This is a genomic window from Leeuwenhoekiella sp. H156 (genome assembly GCF_052218455.1).
GTDB lineage: Bacteria > Bacteroidota > Bacteroidia > Flavobacteriales > Flavobacteriaceae > Leeuwenhoekiella > Leeuwenhoekiella parthenopeia.
The window spans coordinates 2,661,860-2,686,279 of the sequence record NZ_CP197499.1; the positions used below are offsets into that span (position 1 = coordinate 2,661,860).

The following is a 24,420-nucleotide window of genomic DNA, read 5'->3' on the forward strand; positions in this document are numbered from 1 at the left end:
ACCTATGAAATTAAAAATTACTCTTTCCCTTGTAGGGCTATTTATTTTTAGTGGGATTTTTACTTTAAATGCGCAGCTTAAGAATTCTTTTGATGTGCGTTATGAAGGTACACTGCGCGGTAACTTTACCACTATCGCTAACAATATGATGTCTCGTTCGGCTACGGGAAATTATGATGGAGAAAGCGGCAACCAGAGTTTTGATAACAATGTTTATGTTGATATTGATTCAGATGGGAGTACATTTAATTCAAGCAGTGCGAATTTGGTCTCTTTTGGTTCTAATAATTGTATTACAATTAAGAAAGCCTTCTTGTACTGGACAGCAGGAGATAAAGAACCGGGTGATCTTTCCTCAGATAATCAGCCCGGCTGGAATTACAATCAGGTGAAAGTGAAATTGCCTGGTCAATCTTCATATACAACCTATACCGCTGATCAGGTATTGTATAGGGGGCGTGATGAGCATTTTCAGCACGATCCTTATGCCTGTGTTAAAGATATAACCGCACAGGTGCAAGCTTTAGGAGCTAATTATGCAGGAACATACACTGTTGCAAACGTTGAAGCAAAAACAGGAACTATTTATGGTCATGGAGCCGGGGATATTATAGGTGCATCTGCCGGATGGCAGCTTGTGGTTGTTTATGAAGATGTAAATAAGCCAACAAGAAATATTACACTTTTTGATGGTTTTGCTAATGTAACCAGAAATTCCGGAGAAAATAATTACGATATATTATTTGATGGTTTTAGAACTGTACCTAATGGAGCTGTTAATGCTGATGTAGTTTTCGGTGCTTTAGAAGGAGATAGAGATTTAATAGGTGATAGACTTCAGATAAGAAATACATCAAATACCTTCACTGATATAAGTACCGGTCTAAGACAGGCTGATAATTTTTTTAATAGTCGTATTTCTCAATTTGGTCAGAATTATACAAATAGAACGCCCGCTTCTACAAATACGTTAGGTTTTGATGCGGGTGTTTTTACACTAGCTAATACCAATAATGCTTTACTGGGTAACAATCAAACCAGTGCCGTATTTCGTTTAACTTCAAATCAGGAAACCTATAGTTTATATATGTTAGGTTTTGCGGTAGAGGCTTATGAACCGGAGTTAGAGCCAATGTTGTTAACTACAAATCTTGGCAATAATCCAACAGTATTTGGAAATCAAGATATTGACGTTTCTTTTAATGTGAAAAATTACGGTAATGATGATATGCGTGATCTCCGTATACGCTATACGCTACCGTTAAGCGTAGACTTTCAAAATGCGCCAGGCCTTCCTGCAGGTGTAACTTCATCTTATGATGCCTCAACACGCGTTTTGACCTTTAGTGTTGCCGATAATTTAGTAGAGGACACAGATTCTGCCTTTCAGATCAATTTTAGGTTGAGAGTTTCAAATGATTGTACTTATGCGGGAGCAACCTTTGCAATACAAACCACATCAACCTATAGGGGTGTTATAAACCCTGACGAAAAAACTTCCAGGTCATCAACAGCACTGGTAAATGGTTGTCCTATAGGGAATAATGAGCCTGTTCGGGTGACTATAGATCCAAATACGTGTACTGAGTACTGCTCTGGTCTTGATACCGATAAGGATGGTGTGCCAGATAATTGTGATCAAGATGATGACAACGATGGTATACTTGATATTAATGAAGGAAATGGATCTGTTGCTATTTTAGCAAATCCTAATCAGTCTACTGTTGATAATTTAAATAGTTCAGGAACTGGTGTTTTTCCATTGAAGCCGCAAGGTCCTGCTTCTTTGCCAAATAATGGTGTTACGCTTAGTGTGATAAAAGGATTTTCACCGAGAACTAATACGAGTCAGGAAGAGCAATGGAGAATTTATCAACCAACACTCGTAAATGGTGTAATTGATATCAATGGACAGGGCGTTAATTTTGCTACAAAATACCTTGATTTAAGAGGTGTTCCTCGGAATGCTTATGAGCGAACAATTCGTGTGAATTATGGTGTTTCTGCAGAAAATCTATCTACTACAACTGAAAGATATACCTATATTATCGGAATTGCTGGATTAGGAGGGAATGAGTATCCTGACCGTGGCGGCGAGGATGGTTCAGATATTTCAAGTGTTCCTTTGCGGGTGATAGGAAATGTAGATGTATTTAACACCAATAGATTTTCGAGATTTAATGGTGAAACTCCGCCGGTTCAGTACGATCTTGGAAATACAATTTCTACAGCTCCTCAAAAGTCTACTGTACCAAATGGTTACACGTTTTTCTATGTGTCCAGAACTGCTGCAGATTTTGAAATTGAATTTAGAGGTTTAGACCCTCATGGTTTTATTTTTGGGGTTCTTACCGAAACCTTTAGAGATACTGACGGAGATGGTCTGGTCGATTCTAGAGATGTGGATTCAGATAATGACGGTTGTTATGATGCGATTGAAGGTGCGGGTAGTTTTAATAAACTTGACTTAACTCCAGATTTCAATTTGGCAAACACACCCGGAGGTGTTGATGCAAATGGAGTTCCAACAATTGCAGGTTCTCCTCAGGGAAATACTCAGGCGGTTATAGATAATACCATCTCTCAATGTTTTGTTCCAACTGCGGTTGATGATTTTAGACAGGTAAACATTAATACCTCGTTAAACATTGACGTATTGTCGAATGATGATTTTGGTGCAGATGGTGCAAATGCTACAGCTCCTCTTGTAATTGTTCAGCAACCCGTAAATGGTTCAGTGGTCATTAATAATAATGGTACACCATCCAATTTGTCAGACGACACCATCGTTTATACTCCTAATACTGGGTATGAAGGGACAGATACATTTAGATATAAAATTGTTGATTTAGATGGCGACGAAAGTATTGCTTCCGTTAACATTACAGTAAGTGATGTGATTGTTGTTCCTCCGGGCGAGCGTGGTTGTGATTGTGCTCCGCTTTATGGAGACTCAAGATTTACAAACCCGGTATTGGTTTCTGGTTCAAACAATCAGGTAGGAGCGGTTTACCGATTCTCTAATGTTTTTGCAGACAGTCCTAATCCTATAGATGCTCTTGTTAAGATTACGGCCTTCAATAATGGAGCAACTTTGCTCGATATTGATGTGAGTACTGAAGGTGTGGCTAATAATTTTCAGCCTAGAATTAACAGTACTAATAATGGTGATCAAAGTGTAGCTTTTGAAATCACATTTGTTTCTGGAGGCGGTACTTATGGCGATGAGGTTGAAATTTCATTTTTCGGAACTCCATTTGATATAGATGGTGATAGTCAGGCAACCCGCGAGTATGCTGAGTTGAGTTTACCCGACGCGTATTACCAATCTCAAAATACCCTAATCAACATTGAGCGGAAAACAGCTTCGGTGCGCGGTACAGCAATTAATCCTACTACAGCTCCGGGCGGAGACATTTCTGTTGATCCAAGATATACATTTAGTAATTATTGGGAAGGTAAGTCAAAACTTAACTATGTTATAGGTAAGGAGAATGGAAATAGTGACCGTTACTATTCCCTGGCATTAAGGAATGCTAATTATACTGATCCGCAGTCTACTATAATTACCGCTCCTGTGATTTGCGGTAATGTTTCAGATGAAGGCGGTGATCCTTTAAGTGGGGTTACGGTTTCTTTGTCCGGATCAGACGGAAGTTCAGCAAGTACTACTACCGATATTAATGGTAACTACCGTTTTGCAACTGCAATACCTTCTGCTTTAGTAAATGTGACCTATACAATCACAGAGGTAGATCCTACGGGATACGTGAGTGTGAATGATGTGGAAGGTGAGCCGACAGATAATAAAATTACAAGGATAATCAATTTGATTTCTTCTTGTGAAAATAATTTTGTTGATGATGGGCGTCCTGTTGCTCAGGATGATGCCGCTATTGCAAGTCCGCTGAGACCTGTTCAGCCGGTTAATATTGATGTTCTTGCCAATGATACTTTTGGTCCTGACGGTCCTTCAGAAGGAACTATTACTATTGTAACACAACCAGCTTTCGGTAGTGTTGCTGTTAATCCAGGTGATTTGGCAAACGATCCGTCTGATGACTTCATAGTTTACACCCCTCCAACTCTCAATTTACAAGCTACGAGTTTTGTTTATAAAATCTGTGATTCTGACGGAGATTGTGATGAGGCCACTGTTCTTATCAATATTTCCAATGATGTTCCTGAGGCAGAAGATGATACATTCACGGTTTCAGAGGATTCAGAAGATAATGTTTTAAATGTATTGGCTAATGATTTCTTCGGAAATGACGGTGCAGGATCTTTATCTGTAGTAAATACTACTCCAAACGGTGATCTGTCAGTAAATGACAATGGAACACCGGGAGATGCGTCAGATGACTTCCTGGTATACACGCCAAACGAAAATTTCTTCGGAACCGACACTTTTACGTATCAAATTTGCGATGCAAATAATGATTGTGTTACTGCGACGGGTACGATTACGGTAGAGGCAGATCCTGTGCTTTCTGTTGAAAACGTGGAGGTTGCTGAAGGTCAACCCCTTACGTTTGTATTTGCTTTAGCGGAGGTGTCTGTTGAAGACGTGGTAATTAGTGTAAGCACCTCAAATGGTACGGCTACAGCGGGATTGGATTATGATGCTGCAGTAAACGAAACAATAACAATCCAAGCAGGTGAGTTGACAGCAAATTATACGGTAAATTCTCTTGAAGATACTATTTATGAGCTTTCCGAAAACTTTACTATAACCGGAACGGTTCAAACTAATAATACCAGAAATCTTGTTGCGGAAGCTACCGGTACGATCACAGATGATCCGAATGATCTACCTGTTGTAAGCATCAGTGATGTTATTGTTCCTGAAGGTAGTGAAGCCGTGTTTGTAGTAAGTATCGACAATCCAAGCACCCAGGATGTTGTTGTAGATGTAGTTACAGTACCTGGCAGTGCATTGGCCGGAGATGACTATACCCCTGTAACGACCACCGTAACCATAACCGCTGGAGATACCAGTGTTAATGTTCCTGTAAGTACGCTTGATGATGATTTATATGAAGGCGATGAGCAGTTCACATTAGCTGGCACGGTAACCAGTGGCAACACTTCGAATACCGATCCAGTAGGAACCGCTACAATTACAGACAATCCGAATGATCTACCTGTTGTAAGCATCAGTGATGTTATTGTTCCTGAAGGTAGTGAAGCCGTGTTTGTAGTAAGTATCGACAATCCAAGCACCCAGGATGTTGTTGTAGATGTAGTTACAGTACCTGGCAGTGCATTGGCCGGAGATGACTATACTCCTGTAACGACCACCGTAACCATAACCGCTGGAGATACCAGTGTTAATGTTCCTGTAAGTACGCTTGATGATGATTTATATGAAGGCGATGAGCAGTTCACATTAGCTGGCACGGTAACCAGTGGCAACACTTCGAATACCGATCCAGTAGGAACCGCTACAATTACAGACAATCCGAATGATCTACCTGTTGTAAGCATCAGTGATGTTATTGTTCCTGAAGGTAGTGAAGCCGTGTTTGTAGTAAGTATCGACAATCCAAGTACCCAGGATGTTGTTGTAGATGTAGTTACAGTACCTGGCAGTGCATTAGCCGGAGACGACTATACCCCTGTAACGACCACCGTAACCATAACCGCTGGAGATACCAGTGTTAATGTTCCTGTAAGTACGCTTGATGATGATTTATATGAAGGCGATGAGCAGTTCACATTAGCTGGCACGGTAACCAGTGGCAACACTTCGAATACCGATCCAGTAGGAACCGCTACAATTACAGACAATCCGAATGATCTACCTGTTGTAAGCATCAGTGATGTTATTGTTCCTGAAGGTAGTGAAGCCGTGTTTGTAGTAAGTATCGACAATCCAAGTACCCAGGATGTTGTTGTAGATGTAGTTACAGTACCTGGCAGTGCATTGGCCGGAGACGACTATACTCCTGTAACGACCACCGTAACCATAACCGCTGGAGATACCAGTGTTAATGTTCCTGTAAGTACGCTTGATGATGATTTATATGAAGGCGATGAGCAGTTCACATTAGCTGGCACGGTAACCAGTGGCAACACTTCGAATACCGATCCAGTAGGAACCGCTACAATTACAGACAATCCGAATGATCTACCTGTTGTAAGCATCAGTGATGTTATTGTTCCTGAAGGTAGTGAAGCCGTGTTTGTAGTAAGTATCGACAATCCAAGCACCCAGGATGTTGTGGTGGATGTAGTTACAGTACCTGGCAGTGCATTGGCCGGAGACGACTATACTCCTGTAACGACCACCGTAACCATAACCGCTGGAGATACCAGTGTTAATGTTCCTGTAAGTACGCTTGATGATGATTTATATGAAGGCGATGAGCAGTTCACATTAGCTGGCACGGTAACCAGTGGCAACACCTCGAATACCGATCCAGTAGGAACCGCTACAATTACAGACAATCCGAATGATCTACCTGTTGTAAGCATCAGTGATGTTATTGTTCCTGAAGGTAGTGAAGCCGTGTTTGTAGTAAGTATCGACAATCCAAGTACCGAGGATGTTGTGGTAGATGTAGTTACAGTACCTGGCAGTGCATTAGCCGGAGACGACTATACCCCTGTAACGACCACCGTAACCATAACCGCTGGAGATACCAGTGTTAATGTTCCTGTAAGTACGCTTGATGATGATTTATATGAAGGCGATGAGCAGTTCACATTAGCTGGCACGGTAACCAGTGGCAACACTTCGAATACCGATCCAGTAGGAACCGCTACAATTACAGACAATCCGAATGATCTACCTGTTGTAAGCATCAGTGATGTTATTGTTCCTGAAGGTAGTGAAGCCGTGTTTGTAGTAAGTATCGACAATCCAAGCACCCAGGATGTTGTTGTAGATGTAGTTACAGTACCTGGCAGTGCATTAGCCGGAGACGACTATACCCCTGTAACGACCACCGTAACCATAACCGCTGGAGATACCAGTGTTAATGTTCCTGTAAGTACGCTTGATGATGATTTATATGAAGGCGATGAGCAGTTCACATTAGCTGGCACGGTAACCAGTGGCAACACTTCGAATACCGATCCAGTAGGAACCGCTACAATTACAGACAATCCGAATGATCTACCTGTTGTAAGCATCAGTGATGTTATTGTTCCTGAAGGTAGTGAAGCCGTGTTTGTAGTAAGTATCGACAATCCAAGCACCCAGGATGTTGTTGTAGATGTAGTTACAGTACCTGGCAGTGCATTGGCCGGAGACGACTATACCCCTGTAACGACCACCGTAACCATAACCGCTGGAGATACCAGTGTTAATGTTCCTGTAAGTACGCTTGATGATGATTTATATGAAGGCGATGAGCAGTTCACATTAGCTGGCACGGTAACCAGTGGCAACACTTCGAATACCGATCCAGTAGGAACCGCTACAATTACAGACAATCCGAATGATCTACCTGTTGTAAGCATCAGTGATGTTATTGTTCCTGAAGGTAGTGAAGCCGTGTTTGTAGTAAGTATCGACAATCCAAGCACCCAGGATGTTGTTGTAGATGTAGTTACAGTACCTGGCAGTGCATTAGCCGGAGACGACTATACTCCTGTAACGACCACCGTAACCATAACCGCTGGAGATACCAGTGTTAATGTTCCTGTAAGTACGCTTGATGATGATTTATATGAAGGCGATGAGCAGTTCACATTAGCTGGCACGGTAACCAGTGGCAACACTTCGAATACCGATCCAGTAGGAACCGCTACAATTACAGACAATCCGAATGATCTACCTGTTGTAAGCATCAGTGATGTTATTGTTCCTGAAGGTAGTGAAGCCGTGTTTGTAGTAAGTATCGACAATCCAAGTACCGAGGATGTTGTGGTAGATGTAGTTACAGTACCTGGCAGTGCATTAGCCGGAGACGACTATACTCCTGTAACGACCACCGTAACCATAATCGCTGGACAGACCAGTGTTAATGTTCCTGTAAGTACGCTTGATGATAATTTATATGAAGGCGATGAGCAGTTCACATTAGCTGGCACGGTAACCAGTGGCAACACTTCGAATACCGATCCAGTAGGAACCGCTACAATTACAGACAATCCGAATGATCTGCCTGTTGTAAGCATCAGTGATGTTATTGTCCCTGAAGGTAGTGAAGCCGTGTTTGTAGTAAGTATCGACAATCCAAGCACCCAGGATGTTGTGGTGGATGTAGTTACAGTACCTGGCAGTGCATTGGCCGGAGATGACTATACCCCTGTAACGACCACCGTAACCATAATCGCTGGACAGACCAGTGTTAATGTTCCTGTAAGTACGCTTGATGATAATTTATATGAAGGCGATGAGCAGTTCACATTAGCTGGCACGGTAACCAGTGGCAACACTTCGAATACCGATCCAGTAGGAACCGCTACAATTACAGACAATCCGAATGATCTGCCTGTTGTAAGCATCAGTGATGTTATTGTCCCTGAAGGTAGTGAAGCCGTGTTTGTAGTAAGTATCGACAATCCAAGCACCCAGGATGTTGTTGTGGATGTAGTTACAGTACCTGGCAGTGCATTGGCCGGAGATGACTATACCCCTGTAACGACCACCGTAACCATAATCGCTGGACAGACCAGTGTTAATGTTCCTGTAAGTACGCTTGATGATAATTTATATGAAGGCGATGAGCAGTTCACATTAGCGGGCACGGTAACCAGTGGCAACACTTCGAATACCGATCCAGTAGGAACCGCTACAATTACAGACAATCCGAATGATCTGCCTGTTGTAAGCATCAGTGATGTTATTGTCCCTGAAGGTAGTGAAGCCGTGTTTGTAGTAAGTATCGACAATCCAAGCACCCAGGATGTTGTGGTGGATGTAGTTACAGTACCTGGCAGTGCATTGGCCGGAGATGACTATACCCCTGTAACGACCACCGTAACCATAATCGCTGGACAGACCAGTGTTAATGTTCCTGTAAGTACGCTTGATGATAATTTATATGAAGGCGATGAGCAGTTCACATTAGCGGGCACGGTAACCAGTGGCAACACTTCGAATACCGATCCAGTAGGAACCGCTACAATTACAGACAATCCGAATGATCTGCCTGTTGTAAGCATCAGTGATGTTATTGTCCCTGAAGGTAGTGAAGCCGTGTTTGTAGTAAGTATCGACAATCCAAGCACCCAGGATGTTGTGGTGGATGTAGTTACAGTACCTGGCAGTGCATTGGCCGGAGATGACTATACCCCTGTAACGACCACCGTAACCATAATCGCTGGACAGACCAGTGTTAATGTTCCTGTAAGTACGCTTGATGATAATTTATATGAAGGCGATGAGCAGTTCACATTAGCGGGCACGGTAACCAGTGGCAACACTTCGAATACCGATCCAGTAGGAACCGCTACAATTACAGACAATCCTGATGATCTGCCTGTTGTAAGCATCAGTGATGTTATTGTTCCTGAAGGTAGTGAAGCCGTGTTTGTAGTAAGTATCGACAATCCAAGCACCCAGGATGTTGTGGTGGATGTAGTTACAGTACCTGGCAGTGCATTGGCCGGAGATGACTATACCCCTGTAACGACCACCGTAACCATAATCGCTGGACAGACCAGTGTTAATGTTCCTGTAAGTACGCTTGATGATAATTTATATGAAGGCGATGAGCAGTTCACATTAGCGGGCACGGTAACCAGTGGCAACACTTCGAATACCGATCCAGTAGGAACCGCTACAATTACAGACAATCCTGATGATCTGCCTGTTGTAAGCATCAGTGATGTTATTGTTCCTGAAGGTAGTGAAGCCGTGTTTGTAGTAAGTATCGACAATCCAAGCACCCAGGATGTTGTGGTGGATGTAGTTACAGTACCTGGCAGTGCATTGGCCGGAGATGACTATACCCCTGTAACGACCACCGTAACCATAATCGCTGGACAGACCAGTGTTAATGTTCCTGTAAGTACGCTTGATGATAATTTATATGAAGGCGATGAGCAGTTCACATTAGCGGGCACGGTAACCAGTGGCAACACTTCGAATACCGATCCAGTAGGAACCGCTACAATTACAGACAATCCGAATGATCTGCCTGTTGTAAGCATCAGTGATGTTATTGTTCCTGAAGGTAGTGAAGCCGTGTTTGTAGTAAGTATCGACAATCCAAGCACCCAGGATGTTGTGGTGGATGTAGTTACAGTACCTGGCAGTGCATTGGCCGGAGATGACTATACCCCTGTAACGACCACCGTAACCATAATCGCTGGACAGACCAGTGTTAATGTTCCTGTAAGTACGCTTGATGATAATTTATATGAAGGCGATGAGCAGTTCACATTAGCGGGCACGGTAACCAGTGGCAACACTTCGAATACCGATCCAGTAGGAACCGCTACAATTACAGACAATCCTGATGATCTGCCTGTTGTAAGCATCAGTGATGTTATTGTCCCTGAAGGTAGTGAAGCCGTGTTTGTAGTAAGTATCGACAATCCAAGCACCCAGGATGTTGTTGTGGATGTAGTTACAGTACCTGGCAGTGCATTGGCCGGAGATGACTATACCCCTGTAACGACCACCGTAACCATAATCGCTGGACAGACCAGTGTTAATGTTCCTGTAAGTACGCTTGATGATAATTTATATGAAGGCGATGAGCAGTTCACATTAGCGGGCACGGTAACCAGTGGCAACACTTCGAATACCGATCCAGTAGGAACCGCTACAATTACAGACAATCCTGATGATCTGCCTGTTGTAAGCATCAGTGATGTTATTGTCCCTGAAGGTAGTGAAGCCGTGTTTGTAGTAAGTATCGACAATCCAAGCACCCAGGATGTTGTTGTGGATGTAGTTACAGTACCTGGCAGTGCATTGGCCGGAGATGACTATACCCCTGTAACGACCACCGTAACCATAATCGCTGGACAGACCAGTGTTAATGTTCCTGTAAGTACGCTTGATGATAATTTATATGAAGGCGATGAGCAGTTCACATTAGCGGGCACGGTAACCAGTGGCAACACTTCGAATACCGATCCAGTAGGAACCGCTACAATTACAGACAATCCTGATGATCTGCCTGTTGTAAGCATCAGTGATGTTATTGTTCCTGAAGGTAGTGAAGCCGTGTTTGTAGTAAGTATCGACAATCCAAGCACCCAGGATGTTGTGGTGGATGTAGTTACAGTACCTGGCAGTGCATTGGCCGGAGATGACTATACCCCTGTAACGACCACCGTAACCATAATCGCTGGACAGACCAGTGTTAATGTTCCTGTAAGTACGCTTGATGATAATTTATATGAAGGCGATGAGCAGTTCACATTAGCTGGCACGGTAACCAGTGGCAACACTTCGAATACCGATCCAGTAGGAACCGCTACAATTACAGACAATCCGAATGATCTGCCTGTTGTAAGCATCAGTGATGTTATTGTCCCTGAAGGTAGTGAAGCCGTGTTTGTAGTAAGTATCGACAATCCAAGCACCCAGGATGTTGTTGTAGATGTAGTTACAGTACCTGGCAGTGCATTGGCCGGAGATGACTATACCCCTGTAACGACCACCGTAACCATAATCGCTGGACAGACCAGTGTTAATGTTCCTGTAAGTACGCTTGATGATAATTTATATGAAGGCGATGAGCAGTTCACATTAGCGGGCACGGTAACCAGTGGCAACACTTCGAATACCGATCCAGTAGGAACCGCTACAATTACAGACAATCCGAATGATCTGCCTGTTGTAAGCATCAGTGATGTTATTGTCCCTGAAGGTAGTGAAGCCGTGTTTGTAGTAAGTATCGACAATCCAAGCACCCAGGATGTTGTGGTGGATGTAGTTACAGTACCTGGCAGTGCATTGGCCGGAGATGACTATACCCCTGTAACGACCACCGTAACCATAATCGCTGGACAGACCAGTGTTAATGTTCCTGTAAGTACGCTTGATGATAATTTATATGAAGGCGATGAGCAGTTCACATTAGCTGGCACGGTAACCAGTGGCAACACCTCGAATACCGATCCAGTAGGAACCGCTACAATTACAGACAATCCGAATGATCTACCTGTTGTAAGCATCAGTGATGTTATTGTTCCTGAAGGTAGTGAAGCCGTGTTTGTAGTAAGTATCGACAATCCAAGCACCCAGGATGTTGTTGTAGATGTAGTTACAGTACCTGGCAGTGCATTGGCCGGAGATGACTATACCCCTGTAACGACCACCGTAACCATAACCGCTGGAGATACCAGTGTTAATGTTCCTGTAAGTACGCTTGATGATGATTTATATGAAGGCGATGAGCAGTTCACATTAGCTGGCACGGTAACCAGTGGCAACACTTCGAATACCGATCCAGTAGGAACCGCTACAATTACAGACAATCCGAATGATCTACCTGTTGTAAGCATCAGTGATGTTATTGTTCCTGAAGGTAGTGAAGCCGTGTTTGTAGTAAGTATCGACAATCCAAGTACCGAGGATGTTGTGGTAGATGTAGTTACAGTACCTGGCAGTGCATTAGCCGGAGACGACTATACCCCTGTAACGACCACCGTAACCATAACCGCTGGAGATACCAGTGTTAATGTTCCTGTAAGTACGCTTGATGATGATTTATATGAAGGCGATGAGCAGTTCACATTAGCTGGCACGGTAACCAGTGGCAACACTTCGAATACCGATCCAGTAGGAACCGCTACAATTACAGACAATCCGAATGATCTACCTGTTGTAAGCATCAGTGATGTTATTGTTCCTGAAGGTAGTGAAGCCGTGTTTGTAGTAAGTATCGACAATCCAAGCACCCAGGATGTTGTTGTAGATGTAGTTACAGTACCTGGCAGTGCATTGGCCGGAGACGACTATACCCCTGTAACGACCACCGTAACCATAACCGCTGGAGATACCAGTGTTAATGTTCCTGTAAGTACGCTTGATGATGATTTATATGAAGGCGATGAGCAGTTCACATTAGCTGGCACGGTAACCAGTGGCAACACTTCGAATACCGATCCAGTAGGAACCGCTACAATTACAGACAATCCGAATGATCTACCTGTTGTAAGCATCAGTGATGTTATTGTTCCTGAAGGTAGTGAAGCCGTGTTTGTAGTAAGTATCGACAATCCAAGCACCCAGGATGTTGTTGTAGATGTAGTTACAGTACCTGGCAGTGCATTAGCCGGAGACGACTATACTCCTGTAACGACCACCGTAACCATAACCGCTGGAGATACCAGTGTTAATGTTCCTGTAAGTACGCTTGATGATGATTTATATGAAGGCGATGAGCAGTTCACATTAGCTGGCACGGTAACCAGTGGCAACACTTCGAATACCGATCCAGTAGGAACCGCTACAATTACAGACAATCCGAATGATCTACCTGTTGTAAGCATCAGTGATGTTATTGTTCCTGAAGGTAGTGAAGCCGTGTTTGTAGTAAGTATCGACAATCCAAGTACCGAGGATGTTGTGGTAGATGTAGTTACAGTACCTGGCAGTGCATTGGCCGGAGATGACTATACCCCTGTAACGACCACCGTAACCATAACCGCTGGAGATACCAGTGTTAATGTTCCTGTAAGTACGCTTGATGATGATTTATATGAAGGCGATGAGCAGTTCACATTAGCTGGCACGGTAACCAGTGGCAACACTTCGAATACCGATCCAGTAGGAACCGCTACAATTACAGACAATCCGAATGATCTACCTGTTGTAAGCATCAGTGATGTTATTGTTCCTGAAGGTAGTGAAGCCGTGTTTGTAGTAAGTATCGACAATCCAAGCACCCAGGATGTTGTGGTGGATGTAGTTACAGTACCTGGCAGTGCATTGGCCGGAGACGACTATACTCCTGTAACGACCACCGTAACCATAACCGCTGGAGATACCAGTGTTAATGTTCCTGTAAGTACGCTTGATGATGATTTATATGAAGGCGATGAGCAGTTCACATTAGCTGGCACGGTAACCAGTGGCAACACCTCGAATACCGATCCAGTAGGAACCGCTACAATTACAGACAATCCGAATGATCTACCTGTTGTAAGCATCAGTGATGTTATTGTTCCTGAAGGTAGTGAAGCCGTGTTTGTAGTAAGTATCGACAATCCAAGCACCCAGGATGTTGTTGTAGATGTAGTTACAGTACCTGGCAGTGCATTGGCCGGAGATGACTATACCCCTGTAACGACCACCGTAACCATAACCGCTGGAGATACCAGTGTTAATGTTCCTGTAAGTACGCTTGATGATGATTTATATGAAGGCGATGAGCAGTTCACATTAGCTGGCACGGTAACCAGTGGCAACACTTCGAATACCGATCCAGTAGGAACCGCTACAATTACAGACAATCCGAATGATCTACCTGTTGTAAGCATCAGTGATGTTATTGTTCCTGAAGGTAGTGAAGCCGTGTTTGTAGTAAGTATCGACAATCCAAGTACCGAGGATGTTGTGGTAGATGTAGTTACAGTACCTGGCAGTGCATTAGCCGGAGACGACTATACCCCTGTAACGACCACCGTAACCATAACCGCTGGAGATACCAGTGTTAATGTTCCTGTAAGTACGCTTGATGATGATTTATATGAAGGCGATGAGCAGTTCACATTAGCTGGCACGGTAACCAGTGGCAACACTTCGAATACCGATCCAGTAGGAACCGCTACAATTACAGACAATCCGAATGATCTACCTGTTGTAAGCATCAGTGATGTTATTGTTCCTGAAGGTAGTGAAGCCGTGTTTGTAGTAAGTATCGACAATCCAAGCACCCAGGATGTTGTTGTAGATGTAGTTACAGTACCTGGCAGTGCATTGGCCGGAGACGACTATACCCCTGTAACGACCACCGTAACCATAACCGCTGGAGATACCAGTGTTAATGTTCCTGTAAGTACGCTTGATGATAATTTATATGAAGGCGATGAGCAGTTCACATTAGCGGGCACGGTAACCAGTGGCAACACTTCGAATACCGATCCAGTAGGAACCGCTACAATTACAGACAATCCTGATGATCTGCCTGTTGTAAGCATCAGTGATGTTATTGTCCCTGAAGGTAGTGAAGCCGTGTTTGTAGTAAGTATCGACAATCCAAGCACCCAGGATGTTGTTGTGGATGTAGTTACAGTACCTGGCAGTGCATTGGCCGGAGATGACTATACCTCTGTGAGCATAGAGGTAACAATCCGTGCAGGTGATACTGTGAGCGATCCAATCCTGGTTCCAACAGTAGATGATACAGCATTTGAAGAAGACGAAACATTTACAGTCGTAGTAACAGTTACAAATGGAACCGTCGCAAATGGTCCTGTTGAAGCGACTGGTACAATTGTTTCAAATGAAGTTCTTGCGATCAACGATATCAACGATACGTTTGAAGGTCAGGCTGTAAGTGGCGATGTAGGCACTAATGATGAGAACCCAGACGGTCCTGTGGGCAGTGAGGTTTACACGGTAGTGACTCAGCCAACAAACGGTACATTGGTCTTCAATGCAGACGGAACGTACACGTATACACCAAACGACGGCTTTATTGGTCAGGACAGCTTCACGTATGAAGTCTGTGACGGCGGAAGCCCTCAAGCTTGCGATCAGGCAGATGTAGTGATCCAGGTATTGCCAATAGGCGGACCTGAGAATGCAGCTCCTGTAGCCAATGACGATACAGCGATTACAGAGACAGGCGTGCCTGTAGACGGTAATGTACTGAGCAATGATTTTGATCCTGATGGAGATGCAATCACGGTAACCGGTAATAGCCAGCCAGCCAATGGTACGGTAACGGTTAATCCTGACGGCAGCTTTACCTATACTCCAGAGCCTGGCTTTGTGGGTGAGGACAGCTTCACATATACTGTATGTGACAGCGGTAACCCTGCACTTTGTTCGGAAGGAAGAGTAACTATCGAGGTAGTTGCAGACACTGCTAATATAGTAGTTGCTAATGACGATGCTTACTTCGGCTTTATCGGAGATGCTATCGAGGGTAATGTACTTACTAACGACAGCGATCCTGAGGGCGACAGCTTTACTGTGACGGGTAATACCGCTCCTTCAAACGGAACAGTAGCAATAGGAACAGACGGCAGCTTCACCTATACCCCGGAGATGGGTTATAGCGGCACCGATACGTTTACCTATACGATCACAGATGCACAGGGAGCTACAGATACAGCAACGGTATACATCAGCATCGATCCTAGTCCAAACGGCGGTAACGACATCCTAGCGATCAACGATATCAACGATACGTTTGAAGGTCAGGCTGTAAGTGGTGATGTAGGCACTAATGATGAGAACCCGGACGGTCCTGCGGGCAGTGAGGTTTACACGGTAGTGACTCAGCCAACAAACGGTACATTGGTCTTCAATGCAGACGGCACGTACACGTATACACCAAACGACGGCTTTATTGGTCAGGACAGCTTCACGTATGAAGTTTGTGATGGCGGAAGCCCACGAGCTTGCGATCAGGCCGATGTAGTGATCCAGGTATTGCCAGTAGGTGGTCCTGAGAATGCAGCGCCTGTAGCTAATGACGATACAGCGATTACAGAGACAGGCGTGCCTGTAGACGGTAATGTACTTGTAAATGATTTTGATCCTGATGGAGATGCAATCACGGTAACCGGTAATAGCCAGCCAGCCAATGGTACGGTAACGGTTAACCCTGACGGCAGCTTTACCTATACTCCAGAGCCTGGCTTTGTGGGTGAGGACAGCTTCACATATACTGTATGTGACAGCGGTAACCCTGCACTTTGTTCGGAAGGAAGAGTAACTATCGAGGTAGTTGCAGACACTGCTAATATAGTAGTTGCTAATGACGATGCTTACTTCGGCTTTATCGGAGATGCTATCGAGGGTAATGTACTTACTAACGACAGCGATCCTGAGGGCGACAGCTTTACTGTGACGGGTAATACCGCTCCTTCAAACGGAACAGTAGCAATAGGAACAGACGGCAGCTTCACCTATACCCCGGAGATGGGTTATAGCGGCACCGATACGTTTACCTATACGATCACAGATGCACAGGGAGCTACAGATACAGCAACGGTATACATCAGCATCGATCCTAGTCCAAACGGCGGTAACGACATCCTAGCGATCAACGATATCAACGATACGTTTGAAGGTCAGGCTGTAAGTGGTGATGTAGGCACTAATGATGAGAACCCGGACGGTCCTGCGGGCAGTGAGGTTTACACGGTAGTGACTCAGCCAACAAACGGTACATTGGTCTTCAATGCAGACGGCACGTACACGTATACACCAAACGACGGCTTTATTGGTCAGGACAGCTTCACGTATGAAGTTTGTGATGGCGGAAGCCCTCAAGCTTGCGATCAGGCCGATGTAGTGATCCAGGTATTGCCAATAGGTGGACCTGAGAATGCAGCGCCTGTAGCTAATGACGATACAGCGATTACAGAGACAGGCGTGCCTGTAGACGGTAATGTACTGAGCAATGATTTTGATCCTGATGGCGATGCGATCACGGCGACACTCAAAGATGGTCCAACCAACGGTAGTGTAGTGATCAATCCTGACGGCAGCTTTACCTATACTCCAGAGCCTGGCTTTGTGGGTGAGGACAGCTTCACATATACTGTATGTGACAGCGGTAACCCTGCACTTTGTTCGGAAGGAAGAGTAACTATCGAGGTAGTTGCAGACACTGCTAATATAGTAGTTGCTAATGACGATGCTTACTTCGGCTTTATCGGAGATGCTATCGAGGGTAATGTACTTACTAACGACAGCGATCCTGAGGGCGACAGCTTTACTGTGACGGGTAATACCGCTCCTTCAAACGGAACAGTAGCAATAGGAACAGACGGCAGCTTCACCTATACCCCGGAGATGGGTTATAGCGGCACCGATACGTTTACCTATACGATCACAGATGCACAGGGAGCTACAGATACAGCAACGGTATACATCAGCATCGATCCTAGTCCAAACGGCGGTAACGACATCCTAGCGATCAACGATATCAACGATACGTTTGAAGGTCAGGCTGTAAGTGGTGATGTAGGCACTAATGATGAGAACCCGGACGGTCCTGCGGGCAGTGAGGTTTACACGGTAGTGACTCAGCCAACAAACGGTACATTGGTCTTCAATGCAGACGGCACGTACACGTATACACCAAACGACGGCTTTATTGGTCAGGACAGCTTCACGTATGAAGTTTGTGATGGCGGAAGCCCACGAGCTTGCGATCAGGCCGATGTAGTGATCCAGGTATTGCCAGTAGGTGGTCCTGAGAATGCAGCGCCTGTAGCTAATGACGATACAGCGATTACAGAGACAGGCGTGCCTGTAGACGGTAATGTACTTGTAAATGATTTTGATCCTGATGGAGATGCAATCACGGTAACCGGTAATAGCCAGCCAGCCAATGGTACGGTAACGGTTAACCCTGACGGCAGCTTTACCTATACTCCAGAGCCTGGCTTTGTGGGTGAGGACAGCTTCACATATACTGTATGTGACAGCGGTAACCCTGCACTTTGTTCGGAAGGAAGAGTAACTATCGAGGTAGTTGCAGACACTGCTAATATAGTAGTTGCTAATGACGATGCTTACTTCGGCTTTATCGGAGATGCTATCGAGGGTAATGTACTTACTAACGACAGCGATCCTGAGGGCGACAGCTTTACTGTGACGGGTAATACCGCTCCTTCAAACGGAACAGTAGCAATAGGAACAGACGGCAGCTTCACCTATACCCCGGAGATGGGTTATAGCGGCACCGATACGTTTACCTATACGATCACAGATGCACAGGGAGCTACAGATACAGCAACGGTATACATCAGCATCGATCCTAGTCCAAACGGCGGTAACGACATCCTAGCGATCAACGATATCAACGATACGTTTGAAGGTCAGGCTGTAAGTGGTGATGTAGGCACTAATGATGAGAACCCGGACGGTCCTGCGGGCAGTGAGGTTTACACGGTAGTGACTCAGCCAACAAACGGTACATTGGTCTTCAATGCAGACGGCACGTACACGTATACACCAAACGACGGCTTTATTGGTCAGGACAGCTTCACGTATGAAGTTTGTGATGGCGGAAGCCCTCAAGCTTGCGATCAGGCCGATGTAGTGATCCAGGTATTGCCAATAGGTGGACCTGAGAATGCAGCGCCTGTAGCTAATGACGATACAGCGATTACAGAGACAGGCGTGCCTGTAGACGGTAATGTACTGAGCAATGATTTTGATCCTGATGGCGATGCGATCACGGCGACACTCAAAGATGGTCCAACCAACGGTAGTGTAGTGATCAATCCTGACGGCAGCTTTACCTATACTCCAGAGCCCGGCTTTGTGGGTGAGGACAGCTTCACATATACTGTATGTGACAGCGGTAACCCTGCACTTTGTTCGGAAGGAAGAGTAACTATCGAGGTAGTTGCAGACACTGCTAATATAGTAGTGGCTAATGACGATGCTTACTTCGGCTTTATCGGAGATGCTATCGAGGGTAATGTACTTACTAACGACAGCGATCCTGAGGGCGACAGCTTTACTGTGACGGGTAATACCGCTCCTTCAAACGGAACAGTAACAATAGGAACAGACGGCAGGTTCACCTATACCCCGGAGATGGGTTATAGCGGCACCGATACGTTTACCTATACGATCACAGATGCACAGGGTGCGACTGATACCGCAACGGTATACATCAGCATCGATCCTAGTCCAAACGGAGGTAATGATATCTTAGCGATCAACGACATCAACGATACGTTTGAAGGTCAGGCTGTAAGTGGTGATGTAGGCACTAATGATGAGAACCCGGACGGTCCTGCGGGCAGTGAGGTTTACACGGTAGTGACTCAGCCAACAAACGGTACATTGGTCTTCAATGCAGATGGCACGTACACGTATACACCAAACGACGGCTTTATTGGTCAGGACAGCTTCACGTATGAAGTCTGTGACGGCGGAAGCCCACAGGCTTGCGATCAGGCAGATGTAGTGATCCAGGTATTGCCAATAGGCGGACCTGAGAATGCAGCGCCTGTAGCTAATGACGATACAGCGATTACTGAAGCAGGCGTACCTGTAGCCGGTAATGTACTGAGCAATGATTTTGATCCTGATGGAGATGCAATCACGGTAACCGGTAATAGCCAGCCAGCCAATGGTACGGTAACGGTTAATCCTGACGGCAGCTTTACCTATACTCCAGAGCCTGGCTTTGTGGGTGAGGACAGCTTCACATATACTGTATGTGACAGCGGTAACCCTGCACTTTGTTCGGAAGGAAGAGTAACTATCGAGGTAGTTGCAGACACTGCTAATATAGTAGTTGCTAATGACGATGCTTACTTCGGCTTTATCGGAGATGCTATCGAGGGTAATGTACTTACTAACGACAGCGATCCTGAGGGCGACAGCTTTACTGTGACGGGTAATACCGCTCCTTCAAACGGAACAGTAGCAATAGGAACAGACGGCAGCTTCACCTATACCCCGGAGATGGGTTATAGCGGCACCGATACGTTTACCTATACGATCACAGATGCACAGGGAGCTACAGATACAGCAACGGTATACATCAGCATCGATCCTAGTCCAAACGGCGGTAACGACATCCTAGCGATCAACGATATCAACGATACGTTTGAAGGTCAGGCTGTAAGTGGTGATGTAGGCACTAATGATGAGAACCCGGACGGTCCTGCGGGCAGTGAGGTTTACACGGTAGTGACTCAGCCAACAAACGGTACATTGGTCTTCAATGCAGACGGCACGTACACGTATACACCAAACGACGGCTTTATTGGTCAGGACAGCTTCACGTATGAAGTCTGTGATGGCGGAAGCCCACGAGCTTGCGATCAGGCCGATGTAGTGATCCAGGTATTGCCAATAGGTGGTCCTGAGAATGCAGCGCCTGTAGCTAATGACGATACAGCGATTACAGAGACAGGCGTGCCTGTAGACGGTAATGTACTTGTAAATGATTTTGATCCTGATGGAGATGCAATCACGGTAACCGGTAATAGCCAGCCAGCCAATGGTACGGTAACGGTTAACCCTGACGGCAGCTTTACCTATACTCCAGAGCCTGGCTTTGTGGGTGAGGACAGCTTCACATATACTGTATGTGACAGCGGTAACCCTGCACTTTGTTCGGAAGGAAGAGTAACTATCGAGGTAGTTGCGGACACTGCTAATATAGTAGTGGCCAATGACGATGCGTACTTCGGCTTTATCGGAGATGCTATCGAGGGTAATGTACTTACTAACGACAGCGATCCTGAGGGCGACAGCTTTACTGTGACGGGTAATACCGCTCCTTCAAACGGAACAGTAGCAATAGGAACAGACGGCAGCTTCACCTATACCCCGGAGATGGGTTATAGCGGCACCGATACGTTTACCTATACGATCACAGATGCACAGGGAGCTACAGATACAGCAACGGTATACATCAGCATCGATCCTAGTCCAAACGGCGGTAACGACATCCTAGCGATCAACGATATCAACGATACGTTTGAAGGTCAGGCTGTAAGTGGTGATGTAGGCACTAATGATGAGAACCCGGACGGTCCTGCGGGCAGTGAGGTTTACACGGTAGTGACTCAGCCAACAAACGGTACATTGGTCTTCAATGCAGACGGCACGTACACGTATACACCAAACGACGGCTTTATTGGTCAGGACAGCTTCACGTATGAAGTTTGTGATGGCGGAAGCCCTCAAGCTTGCGATCAGGCCGATGTAGTGATCCAGGTATTGCCAATAGGTGGACCTGAGAATGCAGCGCCTGTAGCTAATGACGATACAGCGATTACAGAGACAGGCGTGCCTGTAGACGGTAATGTACTGAGCAATGATTTTGATCCTGATGGCGATGCGATCACGGCGACACTCAAAGATGGTCCAACCAACGGTAGTGTAGTGATCAATCCTGACGGCAGCTTTACCTATACTCCAGAGCCTGGCTTTGTGGGTGAGGACAGCTTCACATATACTGTATGTGACAGCGGTAACCCTGCACTTTGTTCGGAAGGAAGAGTAACTATCGAGGTAGTTGCAGACACTGCTAATATAGTAGTTGCTAATGACGATGCTTACTTCGGCTTTATCGGAGATGCTATCGAGGGTAATGTACTTACTAACGACAGCGATCCTGAGGGCGACAGCTTTACTGTGACGGGTAATACCGCTCCTTCAAACGGAACAGTAGCAATAGGAACAGACGGCAGCTTCACCTATACCCCGGAGATGGGTTATAGCGGCACCGATACGTTTACCTATACGATCACAGATGCACAGGGAGCTACAGATACAGCAACGGTATACATCAGCATCGATCCTAGTCCAAACGGCGGTAACGACATCCTAGCGATCAACGATATCAACGATACGTTTGAAGGTCAGGCTGTAAGTGGCGATGTAGGCACTAACGATGAGAACCCGGACGGTCCTGCGGGCAGTGAGGTTTACACGGTAGTGACTCAGCCAACAAACGGTACATTGGTCTTCAATGCAGACGGCACGTACACGTATACACCAAACGACGGCTTTATTGGTCAGGACAGCTTCACGTATGAAGTCTGTGATGGCGGAAGCCCACGAGCTTGCGATCAGGCAGATGTAGTGATTCAGGTAATTCCATTACCAACCACGACAAATGATCCACCGGTTGCGAACGATGATACCAATATCACCGAAGTTGGGGTTCCAATTGAGGGTAATGTATTGAGCAATGACTTTGATCCTGATGGCGATGCGATCACGGTAACTGGTAATACAGATCCTGATCACGGAACTGTTGTTATCAACTCTGACGGTACCTATACCTATACACCAGATCCGGGTTATTCAGGTCAGGATAGTTTTGAGTATACTGTTTGCGATAATGGAGATCCACAGGCTTGTGCAACAGGTACTGTGACCATCGAAGTAATTGCAGATACAGGAAACACAACTGTTGCTAATGACGATGCTTACTACGGTGAAATAAATACTCCTGTGGTAGGTAATGTACTGACTAATGATTCAGATCCAGAAGGTCAGACTCAGACGGTAGACACTTCAGTATCTCCGATCGTAGCTCCTTCTAATGGTACTGTGGTTATTAATAGTGATGGTACGTTTACCTATACGCCAAATAATGGCTTTACAGGTACAGATCAGTTCACCTATCAGATATTCGATGCAGGTTCACCTGTGGCAACAGACGTTGCAACGGTGTACATTGTTATCGAAGAGTCACCGCTGTCACAACTTCAGTTTGTGAAAACTGCAGTGTTGAATGATGAAAATCAGGATGCTTTTGCACAGGTTGGAGAAACCATTACCTATACATTCACAGTAACCAATACGGGTAATACCAGTGTAAGTGATGTTGTAATAGAAGATGAAAGGCTTGATATTTCTGGACTTGCATTAGTGCCTGAAACATTAGCTGCCGGTGAGAGCGGTGTGGTAACTGCAGTTTACACGATCACTCAGGATGATATTGAGGCAGGTTTTGTTACTAACAGTGCTGTTGCTAAAGGTACAGATGAGTTTGGTGAAGAAGTTACCGATGTTTCTGATAATGGTGACGAACTTACCGATGACGATGGTGACGGAGATCCGGGTAACGATCCTACTGTAACAACCACTCCTGGATCTAAAGGATTGAGTGTCTACAAGTTTGGAACTTGGAATGACGAGGACGGAGACAATGTTCCTGACGTAGATGAGACTATTACCTATACGTTTACAGTACGCAATACTGGTGATACAACAATATTTGATATTGTGATTGATGATCCTTTAGTGCCTGTAACCGGAGGTCCGATTGATCTTGCGGGTGGAGCTGAAGATTCTACAACCTTTAGTGCGATTTATACTATAACTCAGGAAGATATTGAGTCTGCAGGAGTTACCAATAGCGCAATAGCTAGTGGAGTTTTAAGCAATGGAGATGTAATTGAAGATGTTTCAGATAATGGGGACGATACTGTCGAGTCTGTACGTAATGATGCAGATGCAGATGGAGATCCAACCAATGATCCAACATTTACACAATTAGCTGGTGTTAATCCGGCTCCGGAAGACATTATTGTGTACAATGTGATAACTCCTAACGGTGATGCATTGAACGACGTCTTTACAATTCTGAATATTGAGAACTTCCCAAATAATAAGGTTCAGATATTCAACCGTTGGGGTGTTGAAGTATTCAGTGTTACAGGATATAACAATGGGGATAAAGCCTTTGAAGGATTCTCTGACGGTCGTGCAACAGTACGCCGAGGAGAGCGATTACCTACAGGTACTTATTACTATGTTATCGAATACGAGCGTGCTGATGGAGAAATACGTCGATTGGCTTCATTCTTATACATTAATTAATAAAACATCAT

1 protein-coding gene is annotated in these 24,420 nt (G+C 45.2%); it reads left to right on the plus strand.

Annotated elements, in window-relative coordinates; all coding sequences use genetic code 11:
* Positions 1-4: 4 nt before the first annotated feature.
* A complete protein-coding gene (locus ACSSS3_RS11615) occupies positions 5-24,409 on the plus strand; it encodes an Ig-like domain-containing protein (RefSeq protein ID WP_442844746.1) in 24,405 nt (8,134 codons plus the stop codon).
* Positions 24,410-24,420: the final 11 nt, after the last annotated feature.